Origin of the sequence: Streptomyces rectiverticillatus (assembly GCF_013394065.1) — a bacterium.
In the GTDB taxonomy this organism is placed as follows: domain Bacteria; phylum Actinomycetota; class Actinomycetes; order Streptomycetales; family Streptomycetaceae; genus Streptomyces; species Streptomyces rectiverticillatus.
In genome coordinates this window covers 1,290,422-1,304,063 of the sequence record NZ_CP040752.1, presented here as the reverse complement: position 1 = coordinate 1,304,063, position 13,642 = coordinate 1,290,422, and the positions used below count along the sequence as shown (strand labels likewise).

Below are 13,642 nucleotides of genomic sequence, written 5' to 3'. Positions count from 1 at the left end.
TGCCTAGAGATTGCTCATGTTCGCCATGAATGCCGATAGCTGCTCACCGGTGGCGAATTCCGGCTTCGGCTCGGGAGGCTCGACGTGCCCGGGTCTCCTGATCGGCTCCGGCGGGGCAAGGTCATCAGCGTCAGACGAATTAGCCTTGATGAAGAGGAAGTTGCTCAGTTCAAGGGCGTCACTTATTCGTGCCGTGAGATGGTCGGTGATCGACCACGCCGAAGGTTCATCGAGTGCGGCAAGCAGCAGCGACCGGCCGGGCTTTGCCATCAGCGCTTTGACAAGGACGCTGACGCGTCGTAGGGACAGCCGCCCACGCCAAAGGTCCAGTAGATCAATCCCGAAGTACTCAAGAAGGTCGGCTTCGAGTTCGTTCGGATACTGCTGGACAACGCGGACGACCTGTATCAGTTTCCCGAGTCGGCGTTACCGGCTGCCTGAGCAACCTTGTCGGCAAAAACCTGGAAGTCACGAAGGGTCGCGCCGGTGTTCTTGTAGCGGGTCCACTGATCATCGCCCAGGATAAGGCGGATCGCCTCGATCTCATCGGTGGCCTCCAGAAGGCCGACAGGCATATCGAGCGGAGCGGGGACCGTGTACTCAATGCCACCGTGCTCGAACATGGTCGGCTCATCGGTGGCCTCCTTCTGCGCGGCGGTGGTCTGAGGAGAGGGCTTCTTAGCGGCAGTCACAGGAACTCCAAATGGGCATAAAAAAGCCCCGACCGTGGGCGGGCGGGGCCGTGCGTGCGAACGACTGGGGTTATTACATGGGGGACTTGGTCTCACTCACCAGGGAGGCGACGACGTTGTAGCCGCGATCCGTGGGAAGAGCCGAGGCGAACGCCTTTGCCGCGGCCTTCAGGGCGGTCTCGTTCTCCTGGGGCGTGAGGTAGACGACGCCGCCCGGCGCGAACGTCATGACGGGCATGCCGGGCGTGATGACGGTCGTGTGCGGATCCTTCTCGTCGATCCCCTGTGAGACGGTGATTTCGGTGCGGATGATCTCTGTCATGGACTGTGTCCCTTTCTGCTGACTTCAGGTATGAAGTGCTCTCCGGTGGGAAACCGTTATGCGCCGGTGGTCTTGGCCGAGATCACGAGGGTGCCGGCGGTGGCCTCGTGGACGCCGTCGGAGGTCTTGATCTCGTAGGAGCCCGTGGGGCAGTCGTCGGCGACCGACAGCTTGATTCGGAAGCCGCCGGTGCCATCGGACAGGCCGGCATCGGCCACGATCTTCGGGTGGCCAGTGGTGACGGAGATCGAGGCGTTGGACTTGAAGGCCGCGCCGGTGACAAAGGCCTGGCCGCCCTGCCTGACGGCCGCCTGGTCCAGTTCAGCCTTGGCCGGCTGGCCCGGAGCGATCACTGCGTCCTTGATGTTGTCCGTGGTCAGGATGTAACCGAGCCGGCCGGAGGCATCGAGTGCATCGATGGTCAGCTCGTACTTGCCCGCCTCGCTTCGCTGGAGCTGGATGGCGCCACGATCACTGATCATGGCCCGCTCGATTACCGCCCTGTACTGAACGTCACCCTGAGCCCAGTCCACGACAAGGGAAATCTCCTGGAGCTGTGGCGTGGACGACAGGTCGAGGCGCCATGTGTTGGTGATGGGCTTCTCGACGCCGTCCTTGTCCTTCTCGAACGCCTGCTTCCACTGTGCGCCAAAGAAGAGTTCCGTGGTGGAGACGTTGGTCTCAACAAGGGTGGCCTTCACCTTGAAGCTAGCAGACTTGACGTTGTAGAGCACCGGCACAGCAGACTGCCAAACATTCACCGGGTCTGTTTCGATGGAAGGAGTAATTGTTACACCGCCCTCATCGACGTAGCCGAGTGAGGTGTAACCGGCTGGAGCCGTTCCCTTGACCCCACACGAGGTGGGGGCAGTGGGCTTCGGGCCTACCTTGGGAACGGGCGCAAAATACAGGGCACCCTCGGGGGCAAAGCGGATTCGATTGGCATCATTGCCGTGTGCGTCAACTGCCATGCGGCCTCCAGAATTAGGGCATGAAAAAGGCCCCCATCAGGGGGCCGAGAGTCGGGGACGTTAGGCGTCTGTGTAGAAGACGCTGATCTCCCCGCCGTACACGTGCTCACGTGACGTGGTATCCGGGTAGTAGCGAGGTGAGCTGATCTCCGCTACATCGAGAACGAGGACCCCATCAACGGCGGTGCCGGGAGCCTCTTCGAGTAAACGGGCGCGCAGGTCGTGAGCCAGGCGGGCAGCCTGCTCGCGGTCCAGGTGGTAGACGTCGTACTCAATGTCCGCTCGGTCCATGCGGTACCGAACCATGCGGAAGCCGCCGCTATGTTCGAGGTAGATCGTCGTCTGTCCTGGCTCGCGCCCCACCAGGTCACCGGTCACGGCGTTCGCGGGGTAGGCGTTGAGTGAGCGCAGGTACTTGACCAGGAATGCGACCGGGTCTCTGTTCATTCGATGCGGGCCTTCAGCAAGGCGGCCTTGAGGAAGCGCCGACCAGGGTGGCGGCGGCCCTTACGGTCCTTCCATCCCAGTTCCTGGCGTATGGCGTGACGAACGTGTGACTCGTCTTCGGTCACCACGTTGCCGCGCCAGCCATGGGTATCAACCTCGACGTAAGCGTGGATGTTCTTCTTGAGCTGGTTCCAGTTGTCTTTGGTCGGTGATCGACGGGGCGCACCCTTGATGGCGTAAGCGGTGATTTCCGCGGTGGCGCCGGTAACAAGGTCGCGCGTCTGAGGAGAGCGGAGAATGGGCTGTTCCCAATTGCGTTGCATGACTAACTTGAAGTTCGGAGTCAGTGGTCGACCCTCCAGGCTCGTACGCGGATATGACGCAGTGAGCCGTGAGCCCACTCGGCAGGGTCGCCATCGACCTCGTAGTCCTTGCCGTCGTAGGTGATGCGGTCTACGGAATCGACATCGGCGGACATGGGGAGGTAAATGATCAGGCGCTCTTGGGCGGTCTCACGTGCGGGACTGCGGTCCTCGAACGCTCGGTCCGGCTGCACGGATGCAAGCCCTGCCCACACGAGAGCTGGCTTCTCCCACTGACGCCGTTTTGTATAGGCAGACTCGACTAGGTCGGCGCGGAAAATGGCGACAGGGTCCGAGAAGAGGCGCATGTCACCCCCTCGTCAGAGGGATGGAGGACAAGCCAGGGCGGTACCGCGTCAGCGCCGCCTTCGAGGCCGGCGAGAGGGACTGTGCGGTGGCCGTCGAGCCAAAGGTGACCTCCAGGTCGCCGACCTTCTCCGAGACAATCCCGGGCTGGATCGCGAGCCAGCGCACCACTTCGGCACACGTCAGGGCCTTGATGACGGCTGTCTCGCGGTAGCCGCTGCCACAGAAGTCCTGGATGAGCGCCAGGACGTCAGCGATGAACGCTTGAACGCGCGGCCTCTCGTCCTCCGGGATGCTTCGGCCGAGTCGGACCGCAACATCATCCACAGTGACGAAAGAGGGCATCAGCTCTTGGTGCCTGCCTTCGTCTCCTCGATGGAAACCTTGAGGCCGCGTACGAACTGCTCGCCGATGAGGGTGCTGCGAACCGAGTAGTCCGGATCCTCCTTCACCGTGGCGAGGCCATACATGGTGTCGAGCCCGATCGTGTCGGCCTTCCGGCCGTAGTCGTAGTCAATGAGCATGCGAGTCGCGATGCCGTTCACGTCCTGCATAGATCCGTTGACGGCGCCCATCGGGATGGCCGGGCAGGCAGAGGCGAGCAGGAGTGCGCTCTTATGGAAGAGGTACATCTCCATGCCGAAGGAGTTATGGATCACGATGTCGAAGCCGTAGATCCGGCCCACAATGGCCCGACGGAGAGCATTGGCGTCGCCGCTGTAGTCGACACCAACGAATTCGGGGTCCTTGAGGAGAATCGCCTCAACCTCGGGGCCAGCGATCAGATATCGCTCGCTCGTGGGCACGTTGGCAAGGTTGAGATTCATGCGGGCGTCCACCAGGGCGGCCCGCAGGGCAAGGGCGCGCTCGTGCATGTTGGAGCCGGTGCCGTCAGCCGCAGGGATGCTGACCTTCACGTCACCACCGATAGCCTTCTTGGCGTCGGCGGTGAGCCCGTCGCGGGTGACGTTGGCCTTGATGAAGGCAGCGGTCGTGTCATCGAAGTACTCGGCGAAGCCGCGGGTGAGCTTTGTGAGGACCTGAGCGCCGAACTGGCGCAGGTCGAAGGCCACCTGCTCCATGCTGAGCGTGGTTGAGTTGGCCGCGAGTGTCGTCAGCTGTACTGGAAACCGGGACTCACGGATGAAGCCGTTCGGGGCCCGGCGATCAGCAGCGGGAAGCGGCCGATCCGAAGCAGCTGCCAGGACCTTCGAGTCTCCCTTGACGGTGTTCTGAATCGGCGAGGAGATGCCAGCCTCCTGTACCGGAATGCCTCGCGACTCGCGGTTGACGTTGATCACGTCGCCGATGCCGCCGGTAAAGGCAAGCTCGGAGTAGCGGGCCGGAATGCTGCCGAGTGTGAGCTGTCGGTCGAGCAGGCCCAGCGCGGCTATGACCACCTGCTTGGGATCGAGATTGAAGTGATGGGTGGTAAGAGCAGCCATACGGCTCCCTCCGTTGGGGAAATGGAAAAGCCCCCCGAAGGGGGCTCCTTCGAAGGGCTGCTAGGAAGACATCAGATGAACTTGCCACCGCTGATTAGGTCGGCCAGCTCGTTCGGATCCATGCTGGTGACGGCGCCACTAGGGCTGTGATGGCCTGCGCCGTTCAGGGGCGCGAACGCTGGTTCGGAAGCCGGCTTAGGGAGGGAGGACACGAACTGGAGGACAAGTTCGGTGTCTGGCCGGCCGTCGTCGCCGAGGAAGCGCGTAAGGTCCAGGTAGTCAGTGGGGGCGGTCACCCCGTGCGATGCGGCCTGGGCTCGAATCTCGGCCTCAACCAGGGAAGTACCCACCTCGGCAAGAGCGGCCTGGCGGGCCTCGAGGCGAGCATCGGCGATGGCCTTCTCCTGGTCGGTCATCTGGGCAGCGCGAAGCTGCTCAAGTTCCTTGGTGGACTGCTTCCATCGCTTCTCGTTCTCTCGCGACATGGCCCGCCACTTCTCCAGCTCAGCCTTGAGGCCTGCATCATCGGTAGTCGTCTCGGCCGTAGTGGACTGGGTATGGGCTTCGCCGGCCTCGTGGCTGCTCGGGTTCGTCGTCTCGGTCATAGTGATCAATCCATTTCGGATGGACACGCTGTTTCAGCGGGTCTCTACTGGTCTTCGTTGAGCTTGCGGTTGACGTTGCCCGAGTTGCCTTGCGGCGCCTTCGCTGCGAGCCGTGCCGCCGTCTTGTCGCTAGGGGGTTGAGTCGCCTGAAGTGACTGAGGGCCCAGCTGCTGTATCTCCGCCGCGGCCTTGGCATCTTCCTTCCGCATTGCGCGGAAGTTTGCGACCTGCGTGGACGAGTAACCGGCGTCAGTCCAAAGCTGTTCCTCAGGAACCGAGAGCTGCTTGAGCTTGAGGAGAGCGTCAATGTGCTGCGACTCGGTGCGATGCTCGGGGTCGCGCCAGATAGTTTCCATGGAATAGGCGTCCTTGCGAGGGTCGCCCTGCACGGCAAAACACAACCTGAGCACACGCTCCCATGCCTCACCGAAGTGCACGATGCGTTCACGTACCTTGGCGACGAGGCCCGATTCCGCGGCCATCAGGCCTTCGCCGGAAATCCCCGCGCCTCCGTTGACGAGGAAGTACGAATGGGGTGTCCTCGATATGGCGGCCATGTGCTGGACAAGCATCGAGATGAGCGTGACGTAGTTCCCAAGGTCGGCGGCTGCGAAGCTCCCGAAGCTTGCCTGAGGGTCTTCGGCCTGGAGGAGCTTGTCGACGGCGACACGAAAGGGTTCGCGAGGATTGCCGTGCTCGTCTTCCTGGATTTCCAGGCCGGTTACGTAACGCTGGGGGAAGGCGGCGAACTCAGATGCTGTCAAAGCATCGCTGGCCGTCTTGTTGATCGCGTCTTGAAGCGGGATCACGTTGGAAAGGTCCGAGTACGGATGGCCGACCAGCCGCGCGCGATTGTTGAAGGGCACGACAGGAACCGTCTTGAGTGGGTTGGGCCGGCGAGTGCCGTCCTCCCAAGCTGTCTTCCCGAGCTTCGTCTCATAGACGTAGGCGGGGGTCCACAGGGTGACCCACTGGCGTCCCCAATCATCCTGATAGAAGCGAGCTGCTGCTTCCAGATCGGTGCGGCTTCCCGGTGCATACTGCACGACCATCTCTTCAGCAGAGACAGGAGTGATGATGGGTTCCTGCTTGGCGTTCGCCCATACAAGAACGTATGCCTGGCCCTGAATCATGGCGTCCAAGTGCACCGCGTTTGAGAAGGCATCCATGGAAGAGCGCTGCCAGAACTCGCGGGCATCGGCGTCGGTTCCGGGGCCTTCAGGAGTGCGGAAGCCGTCGACGACCAGGCGCTCCGCCGCAGAGTCGATGATCAGTGCACAGAAGTTGTCGCGCCAGCGCTCGAAAACCTCGCGGAACTCCTCGCGGTAGCGAGCCTGGCTGAATGCCAAGCGCTGATGCTCGCCCTCGTAGTAGTCGGCATACCGAAGGAGTTCCGGGCGACGTTGGGTGAGCTTGCCGTACAGGTAAGCGAGCCAGTCAAGAGGAGTCTCCGGGGGGCCGATGACGGTATAGCCGCCCGGTGGAACAATCATCGGCACCCCTGGTCTGGTCGTAGCTGAAATAAGTGAGTGCCCGCCCCCGGGTTCGAACCGGGATCTCTGCGGCATAACCACAGCGCGTTGGCCGCGCATTGGCCGCGCACCTCTCCCTTGGGTCAGGCGGGCATGTGGCCGCCTTCGCCGGCCAACGCCGGTTCAGGCGACAAGGGGGACCGCACGAGCTTGCAACCCCTTTCGGCGCACCCTCTTGGCGAGGGGTATTGGTTACTCGTGGGCGGTGCAGTCCCCCGCAGGCTCTGTCAGGTGCGGTGTTCCTTGGCACGAGGACAGAGCGAGCGGGCCGACCCTGGACGTGTTCACGAGGGCCGGCCCGGTCTGTGGAGGAGGCAATATCAGAAGCCGATGACGCGCCGCCGGCGCTTCGTCATTCGCCCGTCGGCAATGGCATCGGCTCGTGCCTCGTAAGCGAGCACAGCACAGATGGCCAAGTCGATCTTCTTTCGGCTTCTGGGCGACGACTTGGCGATAAGAATTCCTTGAGGCACCTCGCGCGCCACTGCGTTGCACACGTGCCGCGTGAGGTCGCTGTCGCCGTCGTGTCGAAGGTCCTTGACCATGGTGGCTGTGCGGAAGCGTTCCACCGCCGCCACCATTCGCGTGGGCCGGTTGGTCCAGTACTCGAAAACCGTGTTATCCCCGTAGCGGAGCGCCCAGCGACCTAGGGCCTCTTGCCAGTACGGGGGGTCACCGTAGAACCATGCGACGTCGTAGGTTTCGAACGCACGCTTGACCGCTGCTTCGACCGAGAGAACGTCAACCTCCCAAGCCTCGTCCGCGGTGTCCGGTCGCTCCCAAAGTCCCAAAACGAAAAGCTTGCCATCGCGCAGGCGACAACCAACAAGACCAGTCGCGTCACCAGTGCGCCCGCCAACACTTCCATCAAAGCCGACAGATATCTGATCACCGGGCGCGATGGGGTCGCTGTCGTCAAAGCATGCATCCCACTCCGCCCTTACCATCCATCCGTCGGCGCTCTCACTGATGCGGTTCAGGTAGAAGCGCAGCGCGACCGCAACCGTTGTACGTGGGTCGCGAATAGCCTTGACGAGTGAAGGGATATCAACCCAAGTGGAGTCGCTATATGCGGCCTTGAGACCGCGGGCGAGATCCTCATCGTCATCGATCTTGACGTCCCAGTCCGGCTCAACGCAGTCATAGAGGAGGCCATCAGCCCCGCTCGTGAATGCGTCGTAGGTCCGCTGGGCTACCGAGTTCTCAAGCGGGTTGAAGCTGTTAGTCGTCTCAACGTAATGGGATCCAGCATTCGCCGTCTTGCGAATATTGCGATCAAGAGTTTCCCAGACGTACACGCCCGCGTTGGATTCGACCCAGTGATGTGTTTCGTCCGTGACATAACGACGAACGTGGGCCTGCCGCCCTCAAGGCCTCTCGAAGAGGCGGTCACCGGCACAATCTTGCCCGGTCGTCCGTCGCTAAATTGGATCACCCCCTTGCCGATATCAATCCGATACTCGGATTCAGCGGGGGACTCCACGAGCATTCCGCGGAGCATGTCCATGGTCTGACCGCATTGATCCAGAGACGTCGCTGCGATCTGTACCAGAGGAAGGGGGGCGCGAATCCCGATGGGATTCCCTAACTCGTCCCAACCGCCAAATCGACAGGGGCCAATGAATTCAATGATGCACAGTGCCGCAAGGAGTGGGGTCTAACTTACCCCAGCCCTTCGAACGGCGAAGGGAAGCAGTGGGGTACAACCACCTCCCCTCATCATCGAGCGCATACAGGCGCATGATGAAGTTCATCTGCTCGCGAGTGAATCGCCAAGGGTGACCGGCGTCCTTGCCATCCGGCTGGACGATGTATCGCTGAGCCCACTTGATGATCTGAGGGCCGAGCGACTTGGTGCCGACAGGAAGAGGTATCGCAGCATTGCCGGTCTGGGCCATCCCGTACCACCTCGCTATCCGCCGCTCAGGAGCTTCTGAAGCTCTTCGTCCATGTCGTCCATCTCGGGTTGCTGTCGAGGCAGGCCGTGGTCCTGGTCCTGGTCGAAGGACATACGCAACCTGGCCCTGTCCTCGACCGTGGCGCCCCACTTCGCGACGCGGAGTCGGATCTCCGCGGCAAGCTTCGTCTCTCCCTGGTGGAAGCGATCGACCAGGACGACGGTCATCTCCAGCTCGGCCCAGTCGGTTTCCTCGAAGGCCTGAGCCTGAGGGGAAGCAGACCAGGTGTCCCAGAAGCGGCGCGCTGCCGGCGTCTCTACGGCCAGCTCCTCCGGCAGAGGGCGAATCACTTGTGGGCCGCGGTCAATGTGGTGCTGAAACGGAGGCTTGTTACGGCGCCTCGCACTTGGGTTGGGGGCCGGCCCTCGTCCTGCCATCAGGGCCGAGCTCCCTTCAGAAGTTCGCCCGCCAGCTTGTACATCTCGGCCAGGTCCTCAAGCTCCTCACGAGCCTGCTGGCGCCAACTGTGCTTCTCCCGAGCCTTGCTTGTGCGCTTCCGTGTACCGAGGCCCCGGCTGTGTTCATCGGTCACGATGACGTCAGGGTCATCGGTGGACATGTCTCTCCAGAAGGTTTGAGTGGTGAAGCAAGTGGATCGGCGGGACTCGAACCCGCTCCTCTGCCCACGTCGGGCCGGCTAGGCCCTAGAGGGCATGCGTGCACGCCATACACTGCGATCCCAGTGAGGAGCTACCTCACCTTCAGCCGCCAACGGTGATCAGCCGTGGAGACTCAGCACGCCCGGCGGGACTCGAACCCGCAATCTCCGGCTCTGAAAGCCAGCACTGTGCCAATTTGAGCTACGGGCGCGTGCAGCTACTTGCCGCGCTTCTTCGTGGCCGTCTTGCGCTTGGAGGCAGGGACGACCGCGGCAGCCTTCGCAGCGAGGGCAACACCCTTCGTCTTAGCCAGCTTTGCGAGGGCCGCCTTCTTGGGAACACGCTGTGTCATGGGGGTCTCCTCTGGTAATATTTCGGTTCGTCGGTCCGATATGGCGTGGCCGACAGGCCCCGGATAATTCTTATGGGATTACGGATCCGGGGCCGCTTCTACTTTCCCGAGCGGTCTTGCGTCGATGGCAAGGCGAGCACACAGCAGCAAGGTTGGTCAGTTCGTGGCTACCGCCACGCGCTACCGGAACGACATGGTCAACCTCGATGGCTCCGGCTGTGCCGCACAGGTAGCAGGCGTATCGGTCTCGCCGCAGTACATGCAGGCGGGTCCTTGCCCATCCGGGGATGGGCTCGGTGTTTCTCTTGCTGACCTTGCCCCACTTGTCGCGCGGAAGTCGATGTTCGTCGCATCGGCCGTATCCAGTGGTGGGCTTGGTGCAGCCGGCTACCAGGCAAATCGACTTGGCCCGTGGCATGGACTACCCCCAAGGAGAAGCCCCGGCCGGCGCAGTCTGCACAACTCAAAGCGCGTGATGAACGCCGGCCGGGAAGCTTGAGGCCCCGAGAGTTGCTTGTCTGGTCTCGGGGCCTGATGGCCTTTCGGCTAGCTCTTACCTGGAGTCAAGTGCTCAGACAGGGAACTGTTTGCGCCGAAAGGGAACTCAACTGAGCGAGCAAGGCGATTAACTAAGTACTTTGTTAGGAGGCCCTAAAGGGCCTCCATGTATGGCTCAGTTGCTTAGTTACTTACCAACTTGCTCTCTCAATAAGTAAGAAGGTGTTAGCTGGATCGATCCGCAACACGCGCTCAACGTGACGCCCGTCACTCCACTCGGTGTGTGTGCCTGTCGGCCGCCGATGTGGTTGACGGTACGTCAACTCGCCTGCCAAGACGGCTCGCTGGGGCAACCTGGCCGATCAAGGGCCGAGGGAAACGCTGCGGCGTCGGCGTGTTATTCCCTGTCGAACCACAACCTTCACTGTGATCACCGTCACGCCCCGCGATTGAAGGTTGTTACTCGACACCTCTCGTTGCGGTGTGGTTATGTGTAGCCCTCGCCGGGAGGTCGACAAAAGACCGAACAGAGCGAACGAAGCCCCCTGGGGGCCTTGATAACTGAACAGCAGATACGCGCATCAAGTCGAAACCGAGGCGCCTTGGCCGCTCTGAGTCGAGGTGTTCTCGGTCTGACCGGGGATTCCCGCCCGGCACTGAACGAGACAGGGGGATGCGCTTTGAAAGTCTCCGTAGAGGCACTGTTCGACGTAGAGCAGTGCATCGACATTGGTAGCGGCGAGACGCTCTCCTGGCGCCCACATGAAGGGCGCCGCATGTTCCCGGCTCCGGCCGTCTACAAGCTGGCCGGCCTGGAGCGAGTTCGCAAGGATGCCTGCGAGCTTCCCGACTGGGGAAGGTTGAAGATCGACGGTCGACTTCACTTCACGACGGCAGGCCTGGCGGCCGCGATCCTGCACTACGGCAAGACTCAATGGGACTGGTTGGCTTGGGGCCTGATCGATGAGGCAATGAAGATCCGCGAAGAGGGCGGAGGTCGTACCGACGCCTGCTTGGGAGACCTGGCTTACGGGAAGATGTTTTCCGCCTTCTTCTCGACGCCCTATCAGGCGTACGAGCGAGGGGTGTGTGGTGTCGGATGATTCTCGATGGAGATGAGTTCGGGCGAGCTTGCTTTAACGCTCACGCTTTTCTGCCTGCTCGCTCCCGGTATAAGACGGCCCTGCTGAGGGTGAGCGGGAGGCTTCTGGAGCTGACTGCCACGGACGGATACGCCGTTGGGCGGGCTACCGTGCGTCTCGGAGAGAGCGTGAAGGATCCCGTAGTGATAGAGATCGCTAGGGACGACCTTGCGACCCTGGACAAGGCTGCACGTACCGCAAAAGGTGAGATCAGCCTGTCGGTAAAGCCGGGGGACGGCCTCGTGTTGGGCTACCCCTACGGAGGTGGCGCAGCCGTCGCAATCATGGACGCGGCCGGCCGCCAGGGGACGCCAGCTGAACTGTGGGAGGCGTGCGACGAACTAATCGCACGGCTGTGCGAATGCCCTGGTCGGGTTGCGTTCGATCCGGCCACACTTGCCCGTTTCGCCAAAGTTAAGACGACCAAGGGCACCTCGCCAATGCTGGACATGGCCGTAGGTGACGAGACGACACCCGTCTTGTGCAAGGTGGGCCCAAGCTTCGTGGGAGCGATCATGCCTGTCGATCGCGGAATCGCAGGTTCAGCGCAGGTTCGGGGACCTGACTTCCTCTGGTAGGAGCGAAGGTTGTGGATCGCGCTTCGTCTTGCTAGCTTATGCTGGCGAAAAGATCGAAAACCCGCGCCTCCCACTCCACGTTGCTCACAGAGGGAAAAGGTATGCCTGCACACCGTAAGGTCGAGTCAGATGTACTTCGCCACATGTACCTCGACATGGGAATGGAGGTTCAGGAAATCGCTGACGAAGTCGGCATGACTCAGCAGGGTGTTCACAAGCGATTGGGTGAAATGGGGATTCTGAGGGAAAAAATCCTCGATCTCCAAGAGTATTACCCCCACCCTGTCCCCTCGGAACACAGCGGTAGCCGTGTCGCTGAAGGCGCCCGGTTCCACCTGTACAAGAAGCTTGGCAAGGAACTGACAGAGGGTCAGGAGAAGCGCTACACGGTGTGGCGTAGGTGGCACGAGCGAGGTCGCATCGCCATCTACCTGCCCGGAACCGGCTGGCAGTGGATTCCGCGCGAGCCTGAGCATGGCGGATTCGCCATCGTCTGGAACGGCGATGAGCCCATGACCCAGGAGCAGCGCAAGGTTTGGAGCCTGTGACCATAGCCACATGTAACAAAATTAGAACATCCAGTGTCAGAGGCTCAAACTATGATGCTCCGGACGAAGATCGTTCCTTGTGGTAAAAAGCCGTCAGGGAGCTTGCAGTAAGCACCTACTAAGATACTGGGGGTTCTTGTGGGGGTCAGTGTGAAGATGGCGCAATTCAGCATCTTTGCTGCCCAGGGTATGCACGGCAAACCGGGGGAAGTCGTGAACCGCGTAGACAAGTTCATCACGAGCGGCGGGCATTTCTACTACGCGCAGACCTGCCCCTGCGTCAGCGAAGACGAGCGCCAGGAGTGGCGTAGCCACATTCCCATGTCTGCGCGGCACTTGCGGACCAAGAGAATCGCCGCCGTATGTCCCGGTGGGTATGCGCACATTGAACAGTACCAGTATTGGGAGAAGGGGACGCATGGCGAATATGAGTCGGCCGCGTAGGCGGTCGCACAGCCAGTTCAGTCAGTACAAGCGGTGCGGGCATGAATACGAGCACTCGCGCGTTCTGAGGACTCCTCAGGCGCCGGCTGCTTGGTTTGCGCAGGGCACCGCGGTGCATGCAGCGATCGAGCAGTTCGAGAAGTCGGCTCGCACGCTGACCAAGGTGCAGGCCGTGGATGCCTACGTGGCGGCCTGGGCTGACGAGCAAGAGAAGATGTTCAAGGTCGAGCCAGACGTGAACAGGTGGCGGGTCATCGGCCGCAAGCGTCCCTCCAAGGACCTCGAAGACAGGTACCTCGAAGGTCATCGCCAAGTCGTTGGCTATGTCGATTACGTGAAGTCGTCCGGCGAGACCGTTTGGTCCCTGCCGGACGGCAAACCTGCCGTCGAGGTTGAGTTCAACGTCGAGCTGGATGGCGTTCCCGTCCTTGGGTACATCGATCAAATCATCGAGCACCCCGACCTTGGGCTCATGGTTCGGGACATCAAGACAGGTACCAAGCTGCCGACTGACCCGCTTCAGCTCGTCCTCTACAAGATGGCCATGAAGATTCAGTTCGACGTAGACGTTCAGTATGGCGACTACTGGATGGGGAAGAACCTTGCCCCCACGGATCCTTACTGGCTCGGTAATGTAGACGCCGCATGGCTGGCTGATCAGTACAGGCAGATGGACATAGCCGAGAGAAATGGCGTGTACCTCGCGAACCCTGGTGACCATTGCCGTGTCTGCGGCTTCAAGGGGCAGTGCTTTATTTTTGGCGGGAAGGTTGTGGCTCGACAGTCGGAGGAATCGCAGTGACACACCCCCTCTCCATCGCTCACACAATGCCGAACGGTG

Annotated in this window: 22 protein-coding genes; 5 read left to right on the top strand and 17 right to left on the bottom strand. The window is 61.5% G+C overall.

Annotated elements, in window-relative coordinates; translation table 11 throughout:
* Positions 1-3: 3 nt before the first annotated feature.
* The 17 genes from FGW37_RS05315 to FGW37_RS34090 form a co-directional block, all read right to left on the bottom strand.
* On the bottom strand, positions 4-270 hold the full coding sequence (locus FGW37_RS05315) for a hypothetical protein (protein ID WP_179080002.1): 267 nt from the start codon (positions 268-270) through the stop codon (positions 4-6).
* Positions 271-407: 137 nt separating this feature from the next.
* On the bottom strand, positions 408-692 hold the full coding sequence (locus FGW37_RS05310) for a hypothetical protein (protein ID WP_246430279.1): 285 nt from the start codon (positions 690-692) through the stop codon (positions 408-410).
* 73 nt (positions 693-765) lie between these two features.
* A complete protein-coding gene (locus tag FGW37_RS05305) occupies positions 766-1,014 on the bottom strand; it encodes a hypothetical protein (protein ID WP_179080001.1) in 249 nt (82 codons plus the stop codon).
* Between the two features lie 56 nt (positions 1,015-1,070).
* Entirely contained in the window at positions 1,071-1,985 is a 915-nt protein-coding gene (locus FGW37_RS05300) for a phage tail tube protein (RefSeq protein WP_179080000.1), read from the bottom strand.
* A gap of 60 nt (positions 1,986-2,045) precedes the next feature.
* Positions 2,046-2,432 carry a hypothetical protein gene (locus FGW37_RS05295; protein ID WP_179079999.1) on the bottom strand — a complete coding sequence of 129 codons (387 nt, stop codon included), beginning with the start codon at positions 2,430-2,432 and terminating at the stop codon, positions 2,046-2,048.
* Positions 2,429-2,755, bottom strand: coding sequence for a hypothetical protein (locus FGW37_RS05290; protein ID WP_179079998.1), 327 nt, complete (start codon positions 2,753-2,755; stop codon positions 2,429-2,431). The genes FGW37_RS05295 and FGW37_RS05290 overlap by 4 nt, the downstream gene beginning before the upstream one ends.
* A 20-nt stretch (positions 2,756-2,775) precedes the next feature.
* Positions 2,776-3,102, bottom strand: a complete 327-nt coding sequence (locus FGW37_RS05285) for a hypothetical protein (RefSeq protein ID WP_179079997.1) — start codon at positions 3,100-3,102, stop codon at positions 2,776-2,778.
* A 1-nt stretch (position 3,103) separates the two neighbouring features.
* Positions 3,104-3,445, bottom strand: a complete 342-nt coding sequence (locus FGW37_RS05280; protein ID WP_179079996.1) for a hypothetical protein — start codon at positions 3,443-3,445, stop codon at positions 3,104-3,106.
* Complete coding sequence (locus FGW37_RS05275) at positions 3,445-4,545, bottom strand: phage major capsid protein (protein ID WP_179079995.1); 1,101 nt, start codon at positions 4,543-4,545, stop codon at positions 3,445-3,447. Before FGW37_RS05275 ends, FGW37_RS05280 begins: the two co-directional genes overlap by 1 nt.
* Positions 4,546-4,616: 71 nt before the next feature.
* Entirely contained in the window at positions 4,617-5,150 is a 534-nt protein-coding gene (locus FGW37_RS05270; RefSeq protein ID WP_179079994.1) for a hypothetical protein, read from the bottom strand.
* Between the two features lie 44 nt (positions 5,151-5,194).
* The gene (locus FGW37_RS05265) at positions 5,195-6,643 is read right to left on the bottom strand and encodes a phage portal protein (protein WP_179079993.1); all 1,449 of its coding nucleotides are present in this window, start codon (positions 6,641-6,643) and stop codon (positions 5,195-5,197) included.
* A gap of 359 nt (positions 6,644-7,002) precedes the next feature.
* Positions 7,003-7,980, bottom strand: coding sequence for a phage terminase family protein (locus tag FGW37_RS05260; protein ID WP_246430278.1), 978 nt, complete (start codon positions 7,978-7,980; stop codon positions 7,003-7,005).
* A gap of 327 nt (positions 7,981-8,307) precedes the next feature.
* Positions 8,308-8,580 carry a hypothetical protein gene (locus tag FGW37_RS05255; RefSeq protein WP_179079992.1) on the bottom strand — a complete coding sequence of 91 codons (273 nt, stop codon included), beginning with the start codon at positions 8,578-8,580 and terminating at the stop codon, positions 8,308-8,310.
* Between the two features lie 14 nt (positions 8,581-8,594).
* Entirely contained in the window at positions 8,595-9,017 is a 423-nt protein-coding gene (locus FGW37_RS05250) for a phage terminase small subunit (RefSeq protein WP_179079991.1), read from the bottom strand.
* Positions 9,017-9,199 carry a hypothetical protein gene (locus FGW37_RS05245; RefSeq protein WP_179079990.1) on the bottom strand — a complete coding sequence of 61 codons (183 nt, stop codon included), beginning with the start codon at positions 9,197-9,199 and terminating at the stop codon, positions 9,017-9,019. Before FGW37_RS05245 ends, FGW37_RS05250 begins: the two co-directional genes overlap by 1 nt.
* A 257-nt stretch (positions 9,200-9,456) precedes the next feature.
* Complete coding sequence (locus tag FGW37_RS33820) at positions 9,457-9,591, bottom strand: hypothetical protein (protein ID WP_281394708.1); 135 nt, start codon at positions 9,589-9,591, stop codon at positions 9,457-9,459.
* Between the two features lie 70 nt (positions 9,592-9,661).
* Positions 9,662-10,009: an HNH endonuclease gene (locus tag FGW37_RS34090; RefSeq protein ID WP_179079989.1), complete on the bottom strand. Its 348-nt coding sequence runs from the start codon at positions 10,007-10,009 to the stop codon at positions 9,662-9,664.
* Between the two features lie 760 nt (positions 10,010-10,769).
* Here FGW37_RS34090 and FGW37_RS05235 point away from each other — a divergent pair.
* The 5 genes from FGW37_RS05235 (at position 10,770) to FGW37_RS05215 (ending at position 13,603) form a co-directional block, all read left to right on the top strand.
* Positions 10,770-11,192 carry a hypothetical protein gene (locus FGW37_RS05235; RefSeq protein ID WP_179079988.1) on the top strand — a complete coding sequence of 141 codons (423 nt, stop codon included), beginning with the start codon at positions 10,770-10,772 and terminating at the stop codon, positions 11,190-11,192.
* A 167-nt stretch (positions 11,193-11,359) separates the two neighbouring features.
* Complete coding sequence (locus tag FGW37_RS05230; protein ID WP_179079987.1) at positions 11,360-11,809, top strand: hypothetical protein; 450 nt, start codon at positions 11,360-11,362, stop codon at positions 11,807-11,809.
* Positions 11,810-11,952: 143 nt separating this feature from the next.
* Complete coding sequence (locus tag FGW37_RS05225; protein ID WP_179079986.1) at positions 11,953-12,357, top strand: hypothetical protein; 405 nt, start codon at positions 11,953-11,955, stop codon at positions 12,355-12,357.
* Positions 12,358-12,507: 150 nt separating this feature from the next.
* The gene (locus FGW37_RS05220) at positions 12,508-12,801 is read left to right on the top strand and encodes a hypothetical protein (RefSeq protein WP_179079985.1); all 294 of its coding nucleotides are present in this window, start codon (positions 12,508-12,510) and stop codon (positions 12,799-12,801) included.
* Positions 12,734-13,603, top strand: coding sequence for a RecB family exonuclease (locus tag FGW37_RS05215; protein ID WP_343067036.1), 870 nt, complete (start codon positions 12,734-12,736; stop codon positions 13,601-13,603). Before FGW37_RS05220 ends, FGW37_RS05215 begins: the two co-directional genes overlap by 68 nt.
* Positions 13,604-13,642 lie beyond the last annotated feature (39 nt).

Excerpts from the sequence above, each read along its gene's own strand:
- FGW37_RS05315 (WP_179080002.1), bottom strand. The coding sequence starts at position 270 with ATGGCAAAGCCCGGCCGGTCGCTGCTGCTTGCCGCACTCGATGAACCT.
- FGW37_RS05305 (WP_179080001.1), bottom strand. The coding sequence starts at position 1,014 with ATGACAGAGATCATCCGCACCGAAATCACCGTCTCACAGGGGATCGAC.
- FGW37_RS05300 (WP_179080000.1), bottom strand. The coding sequence starts at position 1,985 with ATGGCAGTTGACGCACACGGCAATGATGCCAATCGAATCCGCTTTGCC.
- FGW37_RS05295 (WP_179079999.1), bottom strand. The coding sequence starts at position 2,432 with ATGAACAGAGACCCGGTCGCATTCCTGGTCAAGTACCTGCGCTCACTC.
- FGW37_RS05290 (WP_179079998.1), bottom strand. The coding sequence starts at position 2,755 with ATGCAACGCAATTGGGAACAGCCCATTCTCCGCTCTCCTCAGACGCGC.
- FGW37_RS05285 (WP_179079997.1), bottom strand. The coding sequence starts at position 3,102 with ATGCGCCTCTTCTCGGACCCTGTCGCCATTTTCCGCGCCGACCTAGTC.
- FGW37_RS05280 (WP_179079996.1), bottom strand. The coding sequence starts at position 3,445 with ATGCCCTCTTTCGTCACTGTGGATGATGTTGCGGTCCGACTCGGCCGA.
- FGW37_RS05275 (WP_179079995.1), bottom strand. The coding sequence starts at position 4,545 with ATGGCTGCTCTTACCACCCATCACTTCAATCTCGATCCCAAGCAGGTG.
- FGW37_RS05270 (WP_179079994.1), bottom strand. The coding sequence starts at position 5,150 with ATGACCGAGACGACGAACCCGAGCAGCCACGAGGCCGGCGAAGCCCAT.
- FGW37_RS05265 (WP_179079993.1), bottom strand. The coding sequence starts at position 6,643 with ATGATTGTTCCACCGGGCGGCTATACCGTCATCGGCCCCCCGGAGACT.
- FGW37_RS05255 (WP_179079992.1), bottom strand. The coding sequence starts at position 8,580 with ATGGCCCAGACCGGCAATGCTGCGATACCTCTTCCTGTCGGCACCAAG.
- FGW37_RS05250 (WP_179079991.1), bottom strand. The coding sequence starts at position 9,017 with ATGGCAGGACGAGGGCCGGCCCCCAACCCAAGTGCGAGGCGCCGTAAC.
- FGW37_RS05245 (WP_179079990.1), bottom strand. The coding sequence starts at position 9,199 with ATGTCCACCGATGACCCTGACGTCATCGTGACCGATGAACACAGCCGG.
- FGW37_RS33820 (WP_281394708.1), bottom strand. The coding sequence starts at position 9,591 with ATGACACAGCGTGTTCCCAAGAAGGCGGCCCTCGCAAAGCTGGCTAAG.
- FGW37_RS34090 (WP_179079989.1), bottom strand. The coding sequence starts at position 10,009 with ATGCCACGGGCCAAGTCGATTTGCCTGGTAGCCGGCTGCACCAAGCCC.
- FGW37_RS05225 (WP_179079986.1), top strand. The coding sequence starts at position 11,953 with ATGTACCTCGACATGGGAATGGAGGTTCAGGAAATCGCTGACGAAGTC.
- FGW37_RS05215 (WP_343067036.1), top strand. The coding sequence starts at position 12,734 with ATGCGCACATTGAACAGTACCAGTATTGGGAGAAGGGGACGCATGGCG.